Annotated in this window: 19 protein-coding genes and 1 tRNA gene; 7 read left to right on the plus strand and 13 right to left on the minus strand. The window is 66.8% G+C overall.

All coding sequences use genetic code 11. From position 1 onward, the window contains the following. Positions 1-177: 177 nt before the first annotated feature. Positions 178-906: a Type 1 glutamine amidotransferase-like domain-containing protein gene (locus AC1D0A_RS14610; protein WP_476944239.1), complete on the minus strand. Its 729-nt coding sequence runs from the start codon at positions 904-906 to the stop codon at positions 178-180. A 182-nt stretch (positions 907-1088) separates the two neighbouring features. Between AC1D0A_RS14610 and AC1D0A_RS14615 the strand changes: the two genes are divergently transcribed. Next, positions 1089-1523 carry a DUF7144 family membrane protein gene (locus tag AC1D0A_RS14615; protein WP_043436157.1) on the plus strand — a complete coding sequence of 145 codons (435 nt, stop codon included), beginning with the start codon at positions 1089-1091 and terminating at the stop codon, positions 1521-1523. Positions 1524-1536: 13 nt separating this feature from the next. Here AC1D0A_RS14615 and AC1D0A_RS14620 read toward each other — a convergent pair whose 3' ends face one another. The 5 genes from AC1D0A_RS14620 to AC1D0A_RS14640 all read right to left on the minus strand — a co-directional run bounded on the left by AC1D0A_RS14620 (position 1537) and on the right by AC1D0A_RS14640 (position 5742). Beyond that, complete coding sequence (locus tag AC1D0A_RS14620; protein ID WP_459385449.1) at positions 1537-1749, minus strand: VOC family protein; 213 nt, start codon at positions 1747-1749, stop codon at positions 1537-1539. After that, complete coding sequence (locus AC1D0A_RS14625) at positions 1749-2291, minus strand: GNAT family N-acetyltransferase (protein WP_476944240.1); 543 nt, start codon at positions 2289-2291, stop codon at positions 1749-1751. Before AC1D0A_RS14625 ends, AC1D0A_RS14620 begins: the two co-directional genes overlap by 1 nt. Positions 2292-2375: 84 nt before the next feature. Beyond that, positions 2376-3107, minus strand: coding sequence for an MgtC/SapB family protein (locus tag AC1D0A_RS14630; protein WP_028276975.1), 732 nt, complete (start codon positions 3105-3107; stop codon positions 2376-2378). A 117-nt stretch (positions 3108-3224) separates the two neighbouring features. After that, positions 3225-4817, minus strand: coding sequence for an ABC transporter permease (locus tag AC1D0A_RS14635; RefSeq protein ID WP_476946110.1), 1593 nt, complete (start codon positions 4815-4817; stop codon positions 3225-3227). Beyond that, entirely contained in the window at positions 4810-5742 is a 933-nt protein-coding gene (locus AC1D0A_RS14640) for an ABC transporter ATP-binding protein (RefSeq protein ID WP_476946111.1), read from the minus strand. Before AC1D0A_RS14640 ends, AC1D0A_RS14635 begins: the two co-directional genes overlap by 8 nt. A gap of 117 nt (positions 5743-5859) precedes the next feature. Between AC1D0A_RS14640 and AC1D0A_RS14645 the strand changes: the two genes are divergently transcribed. Further along, entirely contained in the window at positions 5860-6351 is a 492-nt protein-coding gene (locus AC1D0A_RS14645) for a DUF1810 domain-containing protein (protein WP_476946112.1), read from the plus strand. Positions 6352-6479: 128 nt separating this feature from the next. On the opposite strand, the gene AC1D0A_RS14650 is transcribed toward AC1D0A_RS14645, so the two are convergent. Beyond that, complete coding sequence (locus AC1D0A_RS14650; protein ID WP_476944244.1) at positions 6480-7073, minus strand: DinB family protein; 594 nt, start codon at positions 7071-7073, stop codon at positions 6480-6482. A gap of 133 nt (positions 7074-7206) precedes the next feature. Between AC1D0A_RS14650 and AC1D0A_RS14655 the strand changes: the two genes are divergently transcribed. Continuing rightward, positions 7207-7785, plus strand: coding sequence for a LysM peptidoglycan-binding domain-containing protein (locus tag AC1D0A_RS14655; RefSeq protein WP_476946113.1), 579 nt, complete (start codon positions 7207-7209; stop codon positions 7783-7785). 104 nt (positions 7786-7889) lie between these two features. Here AC1D0A_RS14655 and AC1D0A_RS14660 read toward each other — a convergent pair. Together AC1D0A_RS14660 and AC1D0A_RS14665 are read right to left on the minus strand one after the other, a co-directional pair. Then, positions 7890-7971: transfer RNA gene (locus tag AC1D0A_RS14660), tRNA-Tyr, on the minus strand. A gap of 161 nt (positions 7972-8132) precedes the next feature. After that, complete coding sequence (locus tag AC1D0A_RS14665; RefSeq protein ID WP_028276970.1) at positions 8133-8387, minus strand: hypothetical protein; 255 nt, start codon at positions 8385-8387, stop codon at positions 8133-8135. 196 nt (positions 8388-8583) lie between these two features. On the opposite strand from AC1D0A_RS14665, the gene AC1D0A_RS14670 reads away from it, so the two are divergent. Beyond that, the gene (locus AC1D0A_RS14670; RefSeq protein ID WP_018773569.1) at positions 8584-9075 is read left to right on the plus strand and encodes a YajQ family cyclic di-GMP-binding protein; all 492 of its coding nucleotides are present in this window, start codon (positions 8584-8586) and stop codon (positions 9073-9075) included. A 125-nt stretch (positions 9076-9200) separates the two neighbouring features. Here AC1D0A_RS14670 and htpX read toward each other — a convergent pair whose 3' ends face one another. Both htpX and AC1D0A_RS14680 read right to left on the minus strand, forming a co-directional pair. Next, positions 9201-10070, minus strand: a complete 870-nt coding sequence (gene htpX, locus AC1D0A_RS14675; protein WP_476946114.1) for a zinc metalloprotease HtpX — start codon at positions 10068-10070, stop codon at positions 9201-9203. 70 nt (positions 10071-10140) lie between these two features. Further along, positions 10141-11412 (minus strand): MFS transporter, encoded by a 1272-nt coding sequence (locus AC1D0A_RS14680; protein ID WP_476946115.1) that lies wholly within the window; start codon positions 11410-11412, stop codon positions 10141-10143. Between the two features lie 102 nt (positions 11413-11514). Between AC1D0A_RS14680 and AC1D0A_RS14685 the strand changes: the two genes are divergently transcribed. The 3 genes from AC1D0A_RS14685 to AC1D0A_RS14695 all read left to right on the plus strand — a co-directional run bounded on the left by AC1D0A_RS14685 (position 11515) and on the right by AC1D0A_RS14695 (position 14344). After that, a complete protein-coding gene (locus AC1D0A_RS14685) occupies positions 11515-11982 on the plus strand; it encodes a Fur family transcriptional regulator (RefSeq protein ID WP_026537503.1) in 468 nt (155 codons plus the stop codon). Positions 11983-12004: 22 nt separating this feature from the next. Further along, entirely contained in the window at positions 12005-13504 is a 1500-nt protein-coding gene (locus AC1D0A_RS14690) for a catalase (RefSeq protein ID WP_028276967.1), read from the plus strand. 189 nt (positions 13505-13693) lie between these two features. Then, positions 13694-14344 (plus strand): DUF2461 domain-containing protein, encoded by a 651-nt coding sequence (locus tag AC1D0A_RS14695; protein ID WP_459385459.1) that lies wholly within the window; start codon positions 13694-13696, stop codon positions 14342-14344. A gap of 8 nt (positions 14345-14352) precedes the next feature. On the opposite strand, the gene AC1D0A_RS14700 is transcribed toward AC1D0A_RS14695, so the two are convergent. Then, positions 14353-14958, minus strand: coding sequence for a TetR/AcrR family transcriptional regulator (locus tag AC1D0A_RS14700; protein WP_028276965.1), 606 nt, complete (start codon positions 14956-14958; stop codon positions 14353-14355). Positions 14959-15099: 141 nt separating this feature from the next. Then, positions 15100-16656: an amino acid permease gene (locus AC1D0A_RS14705; RefSeq protein WP_476851254.1), complete on the minus strand. Its 1557-nt coding sequence runs from the start codon at positions 16654-16656 to the stop codon at positions 15100-15102. Between the last annotated feature and the right edge of the window lie 75 nt (positions 16657-16731).

Raw genomic sequence — 16731 nt, forward strand, 5'->3', positions numbered from 1 at the left:
CCACGCCCTGAACAGACATAACAAACACCTCCGAAGGTGTCGCCCTGAACAGACATAACAAACACCTCCGAAGGTGTCGGGAGGATCCCGCGGATCAACCTCAGGTCCTCAAAGGAATCTGATACATCCCGTCCTGACATCTCCGGAGGTGTTTGTGAAGGACAGACTCAACTCATATCAGCTGTGCGCCGACAGAACCGAGACGGTGGCCTTGGTGCCAACGCCGCGAATCGTCCAGCAGTTCCCGGTGCCGATCACGTCCAGCTCCTCCAGGTCCGCGTGGTGCAGGACCAGGGCAGTGTTCTCATCCACGGCGACCGCGCGGTCCACAAGGCCTTTTGCGACCGCCCCAACGGCCCGGCCGAGGGTTCCCGCCTGGGCGGCGTGCACGTCGACGGCGAAAGGCACCAGGCCCAGCCCGTCGCGGATCTCCACTTCTTCCAGCCCCTCCGACCAATCCGCCGGGCAGACCTCGGGGCCGCGGATCCGGTAGCCGCCCACGATTGCCCGCACCGGCGCCACCATCGCGCCGGCTGAGAACCCCATATACGGCACACCGTCGGAGACCAGTCTGCGGATGGGCTGCGCGGACGGCAGCAAGCCTTCCAGGTAGCCCGGCGTCGGCCCGCCCCCGACGACGATGCCGTCGACGTCGTCGAACGCGGCAGGGTCCGCGCCCCGGTTGGAGCCGAGGAGGACCGGGACGACCTCGCAGGCTGTCCGGGACTGCAGCGGATCCACATAGGCAGGCAGGAAATATTCCGAGCTGCCCTCATGGTCAAAGAGAACCACAGCGACGCGCGGAACCCTGCCGGAGGCCCGGTGCCGGAGTTCCCTGACGAAGCGGTCGAAGACGGCAGCTGCGGTTACGGTGTCCGGGCCGCCGCCAACAAGCAGGATGGTCATGGTTCAACGTACCCGGATCCACGGCAATCGCAATGAGCCCGGCGCGGGCAGCTCCGAGGACCTGTAGCGATTGACCGGCCCGGACTGCGAGGAACATAATCGGAATCGGTACTAGCTTCACCCCACGACTGCGCCGACCATGAGGCCGACGGCAGAGCATTCAACGGAAAGCGGTCGACACTATGAGTACTGCCCATCACCCTGTCACTGCGACCGGCTGGACCGGTTGGGTCCGTTTCGCCGGAGTCATTCTGATCATCAACGGCGTTTTCAGCGGCCTTCAAGGCCTCGTCGCGCTCACCGGACCCGACACCTACTATTTGTCGACCCCGGGAACCCTGTTCCTCTTCGATGCGAAGGGGTGGGGCTGGTGGAATGTCGCCCTCGGGGTGCTCTTGATCCTCACCGCCGTCGCGCTCTTCGCCGGCGCTACGTGGGCTCGAGTCGTTGGCGTCGTCGTTGCCGGCTTCAGTGCGGTTGTTCAACTGATGCTCATTCCGCAGCAGCCGTGGTGGTCCGTCATCGTCATCGCCATGGACGTGCTGATCATCTACGCGATCATCGCCCACGGCGAGGAACTGAAGGCCGAGCAGGCACCTCCGACAACCAATCCGTAGGGCACCGGCGCCATCAGCCCGCAGCAATCAGCTCCACTTCGTAGCCGTCCGCATTCACGAGGTAGGCGGCGAAGTGGGCGGGGCCGCCTGCGTGCGGATACTTGTCTGGAAATAATTCCGTCCAGCCGCGGCTCAGTCCCTCCGCCGCTATGGCGTCCACGTCGGCCCGGACTGGTGAATCGGGACCTGGTCCAGCCGGACCGGGTGCAACCGGAATATCAGCCATCAGAACAGTATCCGCTGGAACAGGATGTGGTCCTGCCAGGATCCGGCAATCCGAAGGTACTGGGCTGCCAGGCCGATCTCCTCAAAGCCAGCGCGCTTCAGGATCCGCTGGGACGCGGCGTTGTGCGGGAGGGTTGAGGCCTGCAGCCGGTGCAGCCCCAGTTCGTTGCGCGCGGTCTGCAGGGCGAACTCCACCGCGGCCGAGCCAATTCCCCGCCCCGTCATGTCCTTGTCCACCCAGTAGCCGAGGTGGGCGCTGAGGAATGGTCCCCGGACAATCCCGCTGAGGTTGATCACCCCGATGATGCGGGAGCCTTCCACGAGGACCCAGGGCACGTCCGTTCCCGCGATGAACAACCCGAGCTTGGATTCAATGCTGGCGGCCTGTCCCTCTGCGGTGAAGAATTCCTCAAACCGCAGCGGTTCCCAGGGCGCCAGGTGCTCCCGGTTCCGCCGGTAGGCGTCGGCCAGGGGCCCGGCGTCGGACCTGCGCAGCACCCGCACGCACACGGTATCCGTCAAAGCGACGCTGTTCTCGGTCATCCGCAGACTCTAACGGTCATCCCGAACGGCTTCAATCAGCGTGCGCCAGTCACGGGAGTCTCGGCGGCGTGCTTGCTGGGGTTCTCAGGCGCTGGGATCGTCGTCGTCCTCGTTCGGATCGGTGCCGCGAACGGTCACACTCTGCACGCCGGGCACATCCAGGAGGTAGGGGACGAGTTCCCGCAGCGGAAGATGACCATGGAAGCGGATGTCCATGAGGACGATCGGCTTTTGTTCATCGCCCGCCTTATTGATGCTCAGGATCGACGAGCTGAACCCCATATTCGTGGCGATCTCCAACACTTGCCGCAGCACGCCCCGGTTGTCGTCATAGCCCAGGTGCAGGACCCGGTGGGCGTCGGGGGTCGGGATCTTCCTGATCACGGGAGAAACGACGTACAACGTGATGAGGTGGAAAGCCGTCAGCGAAACAGCCAGGGACAGCATTCCGGCCCCGCACGCCATGCCGACGGCGGCAGAAACCCAAATGCTGGCGGCCGTCGTCAGGCCGCGGACCACGTTCCGTCCCTTGAAAATCACCCCGGCACCGAGGAAGCCGATGCCGCTGACGATTTGGGCTGCAATACGGGACGGGTCCATGGTGGCCCCGGGCGCCAGCGCGGCGGCGAAGCCGTAGGCGGAGATCAGGGTGAACGTGCACGATCCGAGCCCGACCAGGACGTGGGTGCGGTAGCCAGCGACCTTTTGCCGGACCTGCCGCTCAGTGCCAATCAGGGAGCAGAGGATAAATGTCGCCAGCAGAAGCCCGATTTCCACCAGCGTGGTCGGGGTATATAGCCCGTATGCGTCCTGCATCCCGCCCTCCGACCCGGCCCGAGAGTGGCGTCCCGTCAGTGCCGGAATGCGCCAAGAACTCTCGAATCTGATATTACCGCTGCCCCCTATTGGCGAGTAGTGGCTGTTCTGGCCCGCTCACGGGGCCAGATCCCGGCGGCGCCAGCCGGCGTACCCCAGCGCGGCGAGCGCCGCGGCAGTCACCGTAAGTCCGAGCAACGGCCCGACGGCGCCGGAATCCAGGGGCAGCAGCGGCGAGTGCCGGAACGGGGAGAGCTCCATCAGCCACTCCGGGGCATTCCACAGCACGCCAAACTCACCAAGCGCGACGAAGAGCAGCAGCAGGGCCCAGACCGTCCCGGTGAGCCGGGGCGCCCAGCCGAACACCGCCAGCACCGCCGCGGTCATGACCCAGGCCGCGGGGATCTGGGCGGCAGCGGCCAGTGTGACGCGGCCGAGTTGGTTGGCATCGGCCAGGACGGTGGCTGCGCCGGCCCCGACCGACACTCCCGCCAGCAGCATGAGCACGGCGACGCCGGCCAGGGCCAGGGCGAAATGGCTGGTCGCCCACCGCGGCCGGGTGGTGGCGGTGCCCAGCAGTGCCTCGACGTGGCCGTCGGTCTCCTCGTCACGGAGCCGGCTGGCCGCGGACAGTCCGTAGGCAGCGGCCAGCAGTCCCATGATGCTGATCTCCGCTGCAATGAAGGCGTCCGTCATGGCCTGGGTTCCGCCCAGCATCATGATCAGGTCCTGCACGTTGGGCGAACTCAACAAGTCCGTGACGTTGCCGGCCAGCGATCCGATCACCACGCCGAACACCACGAAGGCGACCGCCCAGGCCGCCAGCAGCCGGAACTGGAGCCGCACGGCGAGGTCCCCAACCCCGCGGAGCGAGCCGCGAGCCGGGCCGGGGCGCTCCTGGCGCAGGCCGGAGCCGAGGTCCCGACGGGCGCGGAGTGCCAGGGCCACGGGCACGAGTAAGGCGCACAGCGCCAGTGGCAGGGCGAGCACCCACCACTGGTCCCCGGCGAAGGCCCGGATCTGCTGATTCCAGCCGATCGGCGAAAGCCAGGACAGCGCGGAGGGCCCCGGTTCGGCGAGGTCCCCCACCGCCCGCAGCGCATAGGTCACGGCAACGACGCCGAGGCTCATTCCCGTGGCCGCCCGTGCGCTGGCCGTCAGCTGGGCGGTGACCCCGGCCACGGCGCTGAACGCCATGCCGGTGGCAGCCCAGCCCAGTCCGAACGCAATCGAGCCGGCGGCCGGAAGTCCGCCGGCGGCCAAAGACACCGCCGTGACCAGCCCCAGGACAATGCTGGCTCCGAAGCTGATGGTGAGGGCGGCCGCGAGCGGCGCGTCGCGGCCCATCCGGCCGCCGCCCAGGAGCTCGAGCCGCCCGGACTCTTCGTCGCTGCGGGTATGTCGGACGGTGATGAACACCATCAGGACGGCGAGGATAGCAGCCATGAACGCCGTGTACTTGATGAGGGACAGGGCACCGAGGGACGTGGGGTCGTAGACCCTGCCGAAGAGGGCCACGAGCGAGGCCGTGGCATTCAGGGCCGTCGCGGCCTCGACCCGGCTCCCCACATCGGGGTAGAGCTCGGCGCCGGCCACCGCGGTTGAATACGTTGTCGCGGCGAATCCGGCGATCCACGCCGGCAACAGCCATCGGTCGCGGCGGAGCCCGAGCCTGATCAGGACTCCGGTCCCCGCCAACGTTTCACGCATCGGCGGTGCGTCCGCTGCTCGACCCGGCCGCGGCCACGGGCACCGCCGCGCCATAGTGGCGGAGGAAGAGATCCTCCAGAGTGGGCGGCTGGCTGGTCAGCGCGACGAGTCCCGCGTCGGTCAGCGCCCGCATGAACGGGGCCAGGCCGGACGGTTCCACTTGGGCGCTGACGCGGTGGTTCCTGACGACGACGTCGTGAACGCCTGGCAGGGCATCCAAGCCCGCCGGTACCACCGCGACATCGGCAGTGACGGAGGTACGGGTCAGGTGCCTGAGTTCATCGAGCCGCCCCGTCTCCACCACCCGGCCCTCACGGATGATGCTCACGCGGTCCGAAAGTGCTTCGGCCTCGCTGAGGATATGGCTGCTGAGCAGTACCGTGCGGCCCTGGTTCCGCAGTTCCCGGATACAGCCGCGGAAGGCCTCCTCCATCAGGGGGTCCAGTCCGCTGGTGGGCTCGTCCAGCAGGAACAGCTCAGCGTCGGTGGCCAGGGCAGCGACCAGGGCCACTTTCTGCCGGTTGCCTTTGGAGTAGGCCCGGGACTTCTTGGTCGGATCGAGGTCGAAGAGCTCCAACAGCTGGGCCCGCCGGGCCAGGTCCTGGCCGCCCTGGAGCCGGCCGAGGAGGTCGATCACTTCTCCGCCGGTCAGGTTGGGCCACAACGCCACATCCCCGGGGACGTAGGCTAGGCGCCGGTGGAGGCTCGCGACGTCGCGCCACGGGTCAAGGCCCAGCACCCGGATGGAGCCAGCATTGGCGCGAAGCATGCCCAGCAGCAGGCGAATCGTGGTCGATTTGCCGGAGCCGTTCGGTCCGAGGAAGCCGTGGACCTCGCCCGCCTCGACTGAAAAATCCAACCCATTCAAGGCAACCACGGGCCCGAACCGCTTCACAACGCCGACCATCTCCAAGACATTCGCCATGGGGGACACGATACGCCCGGGACCGGCAATCCAGCCCCGGCCGAATGACCCCTTCGCCCGCGGGCGGCCTGTCGCCGCGCTATCACTCCGGCACCGGGGGGCCGTAGCCTAGCGGGCATGGAAGACCCTTACGATCTTGAACGGTTCGTGGCGGCCCAGGACGCCGGCGGAACCTACGGGCACGCCCTGGCGGAGTTGCGGTCAGGCATGAAGAGGAGTCACTGGATGTGGTTCGTTTTCCCCCAGCTCGCAGGCCTGGGCCGCAGCGAAACCGCCCAGAAGTACGCCATCTCCTCCCTGGCCGAGGCCCGGGCATACTGCCGGCATGGCGTCCTTGGCCCGCGGCTGCGGGAGGCCGCCGCCGCAGTGGCCGAACTTCAGGGGCGGTCCGCGGTGCAAATTTTCGGCGGCATCGACACCCGGAAGCTGCACTCCTCCATGACGCTGTTCCAGCGGGCCGCGCCCGGCGAACCCGTGTTCCGCGTCGTCCTGGACCGCTACTTCGATGGCCTGCCCGATCCCGCCACGGACCAACTGCTCGAAGGCCAGCTGCTGGAAGGCCAGTTGCGGGAAGGACAACCCGGCGGCCCGGACCCGGCGGACGGTTAGCTGTCCGCGGCCAGCGCCGTGATCATCCGCTCCATGCGGGCGACGCCGGCAAAGCGGCCGGCAGTGGCCGCCTGATGCTGTTTTGGCTGCCACTGGCTGTCCACTAGCGGCCTGTACCCGCCGCCGTACTAACGGCCTGCCGCCCCTGCTTCGGCAGCGACGGCGGCCGCCTCGATGCGGGCCCGGTGCACGGCCCATTCCTCGGCGGTGCGCGGCGAAAGGTTCGGGTCCCCGGGACGCTGGCCCGCGCTGCCGTCGATGAGTTCGCGCAGGATGTCGGCGTGCCCGAGGTGGTGGGCGGTCTCCACGCACATGTGCACGAGGATCTGCTGCAGGGTCACGTGCTTGCGCTCGTCCGGCCACCAGGGCACCACACCGGGCGCGTCGAGCGGGAGTTCATCGATGGTGGCGTCGCTGTGGGCCGCCGAGAGCCGGTGCAGCTCAGTGATCTGCTCGCGCGTCTCGCCGGGGGCTGCCCACATGTCCGCGTCCGGCTCCGCGTCGTCGGCAAACCACGGCAGCTTCAGCTCGCTGGGACGGCCGAAGACCTCGCCAAAGTAGCCGAGTTCGACGCTGGCCACGTGCTTGACCAGTCCCAGCAGGCTGGTTCCCGTGGGCGTGAGGGGCCGGCGCACATCGTACTCGCCGAGGCCTTCGAGCTTCCCTAGGAGGTCTTGTCGCCGCGTGCGCAGGTAAGTGTGCAAGATTGCTTTGTCGTCCATGACCGGCACTATACCGAATGCGGGGGCGCTGCCTGACAGGACAGCCTGGCGGAACAGCGGGTTTCATAAAACGTATGGAATAATTGGCGACAGCGGGCCTCGGGGGGAGGCCCCGATCGACAGGACACACAGGGTGAATCTCGATTCCGGTGCACATCGGGTCCGGCCCGCCGCCGCAGTTCTCCTGGCCGCGGTTCTCGCGGCGGCTCTCGCCATTCTGTTGGCAGCCTGTTCTTCCGGCGCAGAGGCCCCGGGCGGAGTTCCGGCGGGCCGGCCTGCGGCGTCCGCCCCCGCAACGTCCCCGGCGTCCGGGGGCCTGCGGGGGACGACCGAAGTGAACGGGTTCCTCCTGCCGATGCGCTACGCGGCCGTCGACGGCGACACCTGGGAGGGCATCGCCGCCCACTTCCGGATGACTCCGGAGATCCTCAGGAGCTTCAACGAAGCGGAGTCCGTTGCCGCAGGAGAGATTATCGACCTCAGGGGCGTGGACGTGCCCCAGCTAGGGGCCGGCGGCAGCGTGACCGGGCAGGACGGGCAGGGACGGCTCCTGTACAGGGTGGGCGCCGGAGACACTCCCTCGGGCATCGCGAGCCGCTACGGCGTCCCGCTCTATGCCTTGCGGACAGCCAACCTGAACCTGTTGACCGGAGGCGAATGGATTCCGCCCGCCGGCACCACGGTAACCATTCCGAATCCCCAGGCCGACTGAGCCGGGCCTTTGCGACAGGCCTTTGCACTGTGGAGACGGGCCGTCGGGCCGTGGACAAAGAAAAAGCCTCCGGAACCTAATGGTTCCGGAGGCTTCTCCAAGGGTGGCAGATGAGGGATTCGAACCCCCGTAGGCGTTGCCAGCTGATTTACAGTCAGCCCCCTTTGGCCGCTCGGGTAATCTGCCGAACTTCAAAAGAAGATCACTCGCGGATTCCAGTCCTGGAACGCCTGTTTCCAGTTCGTTCCGCTTCCAGCACCCGCGGGCAAGACAACTTTACAGAACTTCCGCCGAAGAATCGAATCGGCGCCTCAGCAGATCAAAAAAGGGCCAGAATCCGCGGAATTTCAGGCCTCGCCGAGGATCCGCCCCGCCAGCCTTGCCTCGAATCGTGCCGCCTGCTCGGCGGTGACCTGGTTCAGCTCGACGGCACGGGCCAGGTCCGTGTGGACCCCGTCCATGCGGACTGATGCGTCGGCGGCCGGGCTCAGGATGATGGACGCCGCCAGCGCGGCGGCGGCTACGGAGCTCGCCGTCGCGGCCAGGGTGCTGGCAGCGGCGGCGGTGGTGCGGTTGACGTAGCGGACGGCCTTTTGGTGCATGTTCTTGCCTTTCAGCAGCGGTTCCAACTCTTGCAACTCTGGCCAGCCCGGCTTCGTTCCCGCCGTGATTGAGCTATGAGCGGACTGTGAAACCCGAGACGCAAGGCCGGCCGCCACATCGGGGGCATCCGTACTAGTCTGGAATGCAGACATCCCGGCCTCACGCAGGCACCCGGCAACCATCAGGAGGAAAGTCATGGCAGGCGAATCCACGTTCGACGTCGTCAGCAAGGTAGACAAGCAGGAAGTCGCCAACGCGCTGAACCAGGCGCAGAAGGAAATTGCCCAGCGCTACGACTTCAAGGGCGTCGGCGCCGAGGTCGATTTCAGCGGCGAGAAGATCCTGATGAAGGCCAACTCCGAGGAGCGGGTGCTCGCGGTGCTCGATGTGCTGCAGTCCAAGCTCATCCGCCGCGGCATTTCGCTGAAGTCCCTCGACACCGGCGAGCCCTACGCCTCCGGCAAGGAATTCCGGCTCGAGGCCTCCATCAAGGAGGGCATCGCCCAGGACCTCGCCAAGAAGATCAACAAGCTGATCCGGGACGAGGCCCCCAAGTCCGTCAAGTCACAGATCCAGGGCGACGAGCTCCGGGTGACCTCGAAGTCCCGCGATGATCTCCAGGAGACCATGAACCTGCTGAAGGGCTTCGACGAGGCCGACCTGCAGTTCGTGAACTTCCGCAGCTAGCTGCCCGTCCGCGGCGCAAATTTCCGCACGACGTGTAAAAGGGCTGGCGACACCGGAATACCGGTGTCGCCAGCCCTTTTGCGTGTCGCGGAACTACTCGCGCGTCGCCAGACCCGCAGCCTGCTTCAGCTGAGCGGCCGCCCGGCCATCCGCTCCAGCCGGCCGATCCGCTCGGCCATCGGCGGGTGGGTGGAGAACATCTTGGCCACGCCTCCGCCTTTGAACGGGTTGGCGATCATCATGTGCGAGGCGTTGACCAGCCGCTGGTCCTGCGGCAACGGCGCCAGCTGCACGCCCTGCTCGATCTTGCGCAGGGCGGAGGCGAGCGCCAGCGGATCTCCGGTCAGCGACGAGCCGTCCTCGTCGGCGTCGTACTCCCGTGTACGGGAGATGGCCATCTGGATCAGGGATGCGGCGAACGGGGCAAGCAGGGCCATGGCGATCGCCGCGAACGGGTTCGCATTGCGGCGGTCCCCGCCGCCGAACAGCAACATCATCTGCGCCACCGAAGTGATGACGCCGGCGACGGCGGCGGCCACCGACGCCGTCAGGATGTCCCGGTTGTAGACGTGCATCAGTTCATGCCCCAGGACGCCGCGCAGTTCGCGGGCGTCCAGCATCCGCATGATGCCCTCGGTGCAGCACACTGCCGCGTTCTGCGGGTTCCGGCCGGTGGCGAAGGCATTTGGCGCCATGGTGGGCGAGACATAGATGCGCGGCATCGGCTGGTTGGCCCGGCCGGACAGCTCCCGGACGATATGGAACAGCTGGGGCGCCTCGGCCTCCGTGACGGGATAGGCCTGCATGGCACGGATGGCGAGCTTGTCGCTGTTCCAGTACCCGTAGGCCGTGGTGCCGACCCCGATCAGGGCCATGATCCAGATCGGCGCCGCACTGCGGGTCCCCGCGGCGATGAACGCCCCCAGGCCCAGCAGGACCGCCCACAGCACTCCGAACAGCGCCGCGGTCTTCAGTCCGTTGTGATGCTTGTGCACTGGTCCTCCTGATACGTGTACTGCAAGCTGATGCCCTGTAATTCACTGACCTACCAAGGAAAACGAACCGCTATGGCACCGGGTTCCGCGCGTCGTACCGCAGGAATCCACTCTGCTGGCGGGCCAATATCCAGGCCACAGCGATGCACAACATGCCGCCGAGCAGCAGGACCCACCCCTCGTTCAAAAGTTTAGTCGCGCCGCCGGCCAGCATGTCCCCGATCCGGGGTCCGCCGGCGACCACCACCACAAAGACGCCCTGTAGACGCCCGCGCAGATGGTCGGGGGTGGAGGCCTGCAGGATGGTGGTCCGGAAGACTGCGCTCACGGAATCCGCGATGCCGGCCAGCGCGCAGCACAGGGCGGCGGGCAGCAGCCACATGCCCACGCCGTCGTCGCCGGAATGCCCGGCCAGGACCACCACCAGGCCGAAGGCCGCCACCGAGCCGCCCCAGCCCATCACGGACCACACCACCGCGGCCCCCTGCCGGCGGACGCCGCCCAGCGGCCCCGAGAACAGGCCGGCCAGGAACGCCCCTACGGCCATCGAGGCCAACAGGATCCCCACAGTGGCCTCACCGCCACCGATCATCAACGCCCCGATGGCCGGCAGGAGCGCCCGGGGCTGGGCAAAGATCATGGCCACGAGATCGATCACGAACGTCATGCGGAGGTTGGGCCGGGTGCCAAGGAAACGGAACCCCTCCACCACGGAACGCAGCCCGGCCGGCCTGGCGTGCTCGCCCGGCGGCATGGAAGGCAGTTTCAGGAGGGCCCAGAACGCAAACGCAAAGCTGATGACGTCGATCGTGTACGTCCAGCCGAACCCCACCCATGCCACGAGCACGCCGGCCAGCAGCGGGCCGGCGGTCATGGTCAGCCCGAAAATCATCATGCTCAGGGCATTTGCGGCCGGCAGCAACTCCTTGCGCACCAGCACCGGGATGATGGCGCTGCGTGCCGGCTGGTTGATGGCCTGGGCACCGCTCTGCACCGCCACGAGCGCATAGAGCAGCCACACGTTGCCCACTTCCAGCCACGCCTGGAGGGCCAGCGCGGCGGTGGTCAGCCAGAGGACGGACGAGGCCAGCAGGGCCACGGTGCGGCGGTCATGGGCGTCGGCGATCGAGCCGCCCAGGAGGCCGCCAAAGACCAGCGGCACGAGGGCGAAGAGGCTCAGCAGGCCCACGTAGAGGCTGTCCTGGGTCAGCCGGTAGACCTCCAAGCTGACGGCCACCAAGGTCAGTTGGCTGCCCAGGGCGGAGACGGCGGACCCAAGCCACAGACGGCGGAAGGCCGGACTTTCACGCAACGGCGTGATGTCCGCCAGCAATTTCTCCACCGGGCAACTCTAGTGGCGAACCGGGACTGCCCTGTGACACGGCCGGACAATATTAGCCACGCCTTATTGTGAGGCAGTCATAATAAGTGCTTGAATGGGGGTATGACGGATTCCTCGGGTACCCACGACGCATGGGCAGCCGCCCTGCGTGCCCACGGCCGCCGGGTGACCAAGCAGCGCCTGGCCGTGCTGGCCGCCGTCGAACATCACCCGCATTCGCCGGCAGAGGCAATCCTTGCCGCCGCCCGGCAGGAATTGCCGGACCTGACCGCCCAGTCTGTCTACGTGGTCCTCGGGGACCTCACGGATCTGCACATGCTGCGCCGTTTTGAGCCCCCGCACTCCCCCGCGCTGTACGAGACGCGGGTCGGGGACAACCACCACCATGCCGTGTGCATCAGCTGCGGCCGGGTGGAGGACGTCGAATGCGCCGTGGGCCACGCGCCCTGCCTGACCCCGCACTGGAACGCGGACGCCAAGCCGATGACCATCCAGATCGCGGACGTGCTGTACCAGGGCATCTGCCAGGACTGCCAGCGCACCCAACAGCTTCCCTCCGAACGAAACTAAGAAACCCAACCCAAGGAGAACTATGACTGAGATCATCTCTGCGCCCGCCGTGTCCACGACACAGTCCGGGGCTCCCGTCACTTCCGACGCCCACTCCAAGTCCGTCGGCGCCGACGGTGCGATCATCCTGACCGATCACTACCTGATCGAGAAGCTCGCGCAGTTCAACCGCGAGCGTGTCCCGGAGCGCGTCGTGCACGCCAAGGGCGGCGGCGCCTTCGGTACCTTCAAGACCACAGAGGACGTCTCGAAGTACACCAAGGCCGCACTGTTCCAGCCCGGCGTTGAGACGGACATGCTCATCCGCTTCTCCTCCGTTGCCGGCGAGGCAGGCTCCCCCGACACGTGGCGCGACCCCCGCGGTTTCGCCGTGAAGTTCTACACCACCGAGGGCAACTACGACCTCGTCGGCAACAACACTCCGGTGTTCTTCATCCGCGACGGGATCAAGTTCCCGGACTTCATCCACTCCCAGAAGCGCCTCCCCGGCACCCACCTGCGCGACGCCGACATGCAGTGGGACTTCTGGACCCTCTCCCCCGAGTCCGCCCACCAGGTCACCTGGCTCATGGGTGACCGCGGCCTGCCGGCCTCCTGGCGTGAAATGCAGGGCTACGGCTCGCACACCTACCAGTGGATCAACGCCGAGGGCGAGCGGTTCTGGGTCAAGTACCACTTCAAGTCCAACCAGGGCGTCAAGTCCATGACCGGGGACGAGGCCGAGGCCCTTGCCGGCGCCGACGGCGACTTCTACATCCGCGACCTCCAGGAAAACATTGCCGCCGGCAACTTCCCCTCCTGGGACCTCCACGTCCAGGTCATGCCTTACGAGGACGCCAAGACGTACCGCTTCAACCCCTTCGACCTCACCAAGGTGTGGCCGCACGCGGACTACCCGCTGGTCAAGGTCGGCACCATGGAGCTGAACAAGAACCCGGAGAACTACTTCGCGCAGATCGAGCAGGCCACCTTCGCGCCGTCGAACTTCGTGCCGGGCATCGCCGCCTCCCCGGACAAGATGCTGCAGGCCCGCATCTTCTCCTACGCGGACGCGCACCGCTACCGCGTCGGCACCAACCACGCGCAGCTCCCGGTGAACCTGCCCAAGAGCCAGGTCAACAACTACAGCCAGGACGGCGCCGGGCGTTACCACTTCAACGCCCCGTCCGTTCCGGTGTACGCACCGAACTCTGTGGGCGGCCCGGCTGCCGTTGAGCCCGGCGTTGCGGGCGGCGGCTGGGAGAACGACGGCGAGCTCACGCTCTCCGCGCACTCCCTGCATGCCGAGGACGGCGACTTCGGCCAGGCCGGCACGCTGTACCGCGAGGTGTACAACGACGGCGAGAAGGCCCGCCTGCTGGAGACCGTCACCGGCGCCGTCAGCGGCGTCAAGAACGCCAGCATCAAGGAACGCGCCATCGCGTACTGGACCAACGTCGACGCTGAATTCGGCGCCAAGCTGCGCGCCAACCTCGGTGCCGGCCAGGTTGAGTCCGACGCCGAGGCCGCCAACAAGGTCTGATAGTTGCGTCGAAGGTTGCCTGATTGCCGGCCTTGACGGCCGCCTGGGCGGCCGGTGACCGGCATTCGGTGACAGCTGGAGCCAACAGAACGCCCCGCCACGGACTCCCGTGGCGGGGCGTTTTGCGGTTATCCACATGGGTGCGCGTGGCCCTCGCCACCGCGTGCCGCGGCTCCGTAGGATTTGGGCATGACCGCTTTCGCTGGCACTCCATTCGCAGGCATTCCACGTGACGCCTTCCGGTTCTACGCCGATCTTGAACAGAACAACAACCGGGACTGGTGGCTCGAGCACAAGCCGGTCTACGAGGCCGTGGTGAAGGGGCCTCTGACCCAGCTGCTGGCCGAGCTGGAGCCACGCTTCGGACGGGCCAAGCTCTTTCGCCCCAACCGGGATGTCCGGTTCTCGCCGGACAAGTCACCCTATAAGACCGCGCAGGGGGCCTTCGCGGCGGTGGACGAAGGCGTGGGCTTCTATATCCAGCTCAGCGCCGACGGCCTCCTGATCGGCGGCGGCTGCCACACCCACACTCCGGCCCAGCTGGCACGCTTTCGCGGTGCCGTGGACGATCCCGCCAGCGGCGACGCCCTCCAGGCGATCGTGCGGAAGGTCGAGGCGGCAGGGTTCGCGGTGGAGGGCGAACGGCTAAAAACGGTGCCGCGGGGCTTCGACAAGGACCATCCCCGGGCGGAGCTGCTCAAGCACAAATCCCTCACGGCCGGCGTCAACGTGGGCCAGCCCGGCTGGCTTGCCGGTCCCGGGGCGGTGGAGGAAGTGGCACAGCGCTGGGAGCAACTGCGCCCCCTCGTGGAGTGGGAGGGCCGCTACGCTGCTCCCTGACGTTCTGCTCAGATGTGCTGGCCGTCGGTGGCGAGGCGCCTGTCGAGGTTGTTGAAGAAGACCAGCATCATCAGCTCAAAGGCCTTGGTGGCTTCCTCTGGCTGGTTGTTGACGACGAAATCGAACTGCAGCCCGTAGAACGCGGCCGTGAACAGCCGGGCGTCGGTGTCGGCGAATTCCGGCTGGATGCCCTGGATGACCAGCCAGTCCCGGGCCTTCTCGTGCAGCATCCGGAAGTGCTCCTGCGCTGTGCCGCGCGGCACCGCCGCCACAATGTCCTGCGCCGTGGCCTCAAATTCAAGCCGGGCCAGGTGCCGGTTGCGCTGCGCCATGGTCCACTGCCAGGACTCAAGCAGGAAGGCCCGCCACGCGTCCCGGTCGATGTCCCTGACGTCGGTGGCGCGGATGCTGTCCAGCCGGGATTCGATGCCGCGGATGATCTCGTTGATCAGCTGTTCGCGGTGCCCGAAGTGGTAGACCAGGACGTAGCTGCTGACACCCAGCCCGTCGGCCAGGCCGCGAAACGTCAGTTCCGCCAGGGTCTTGTCCATGAGGTAGTCGAGAATTGCCGACAGCAACTCTGATTTGCGTTCCGGTCTTGCTGGGCGGGCCATGTGTCCATCTTAGGGAGCGCCGCCATTACGGAGCGGCGCACCAACGCCGAAGTCGCCGGAGCCGTGCGGTTACGCCGGAAATTTCCAGCGAATTCGCACGGCTCCGGCGACCTCGATGCGGCGGGGCCGATCGCTCCCGTCTCAGGAGCGGGTGAGCGCGTCCTCGTTGTCCTCCGCGGGCGCTCCGGCCGCGCTGGCCGTGCCGTTCACCGAGGCGCGGGCCTCCGCGAACTTTTCATTCAGCCGGGAGTGGCGCTGGCCGTAGGCGAAGTAGATCGCAATACCGATCACGAGCCAGATGGCGAAGAAGATCCAGGTTTCCACGGCCAGGTTCGTCATGAGGTACAGGCACAGGACCGCAGAGACGACCGGGAGCACCTTGCCGAACGGGACACGGAAGGCCGGCTTCAGGTCCGGGCGCTTCTTGCGCAGCACCAGGATGCCAAGGCTCACCATCACGAAGGCGGACAGGGTCCCGATGTTGATCATTTCCTCGAGCAGGTCCACGTTGGTCAGGCCGGCGACGAGCGCCACTCCGGCGCCGCAGATGATCTGCAGGCGGGCCGGCGTCCCCCGCACCGAGCTGGTCTTGGACAGGGAGCGCGGAAGCAGGCCGTCGCGGCTCATCGCGAGCACCACGCGCGAGAGGCCCATGAGCAGCACCATGATCACGGTGGTCAGGCCCACGAGGGAGCCAAAGGCAATGACCTTGGCGGCGTCGGTATTGCCGACCGCTTCGAAGGCGGTGGTGAGCGTCGGGTTCTTGGCCTCGGCCAGCTGGGTGTAGGACACCATGCCGGTCAACGCCAGCGACACCAGGATGTACAGCACGGTAACGATTGCCAGGCCGCCGAAGATGCCGCGGGGCAGCGTCTTCTGCGGGTTCTTGACCTCTTCGGCCGAGGTGGCGACGACGTCGAAGCCGATGAAGGCGAAGAAGACCAGGGCGGCGCCGGCGAAGATCCCGAGGGTTCCGTACTGGGCCGGGGCGGCGCCAGTCAGGAAGCCGAAGAACGACTGCTTGAGGACATCCGCGGTTCCGGTGCCTCCGGTCGGCTCGGAGGCCGGGACGAACGGGGCGTAGTTCTCGAACTTCACGTACGTGAAGCCGACGACGATCACGAAGAGGACCACCGCGATCTTGATGAGCGTGAAGATGTTGCCGACGCGGGCGGAGAGCTTGGTCCCGAGGACCAGCAGCACGGTGAAGATGGCAACGATCAGGAAGGCGCCCCAGTAGAGGTCGACCCCGCCCAGGGAGATCGACGGCGGAATGTCCACGCCCATGAGCGCAAAGACTTTGCTGAGGTAGATGCCCCAGTACTTCGCGATCACGGCGCCGGCCGTGAAGAGTTCGAGGATCAGGTTCCAGCCGATGATCCACGCCAGGATCTCACCCATGGTCGCGTAGGTGAAGACGTAGGCCGAGCCTGCCACCGGGATGGCCGTGGCGAACTCGGCGTAGCACATGATGGCGAGCGCGCAGGTGACGGCGGCGATCGCGAAGGAAATGGTGACGGCAGGGCCGGCAAAGTTCGCGGCGGCCTTGGCGCCGACCGAGAAGATCCCGGCGCCCACGGCAACCGCGACCCCCATGATCATGAGGTCCCACGTGCTTAGCGTGCGCTTCAGCTTGCGTCCGGGTTCATCGGCGTCGGACATGGACTGCTCGATGGATTTGGTCCGGAAAAGGTTCATTAGGAAAGTCCGCAATCTCGATAACTGGGGTGGAAACAGACCTATCCATCTTAGAGTCCATCCACTGGACGGCCC

It is taken from the genome of Arthrobacter sp. P1_D4 (genome assembly GCF_056406115.1).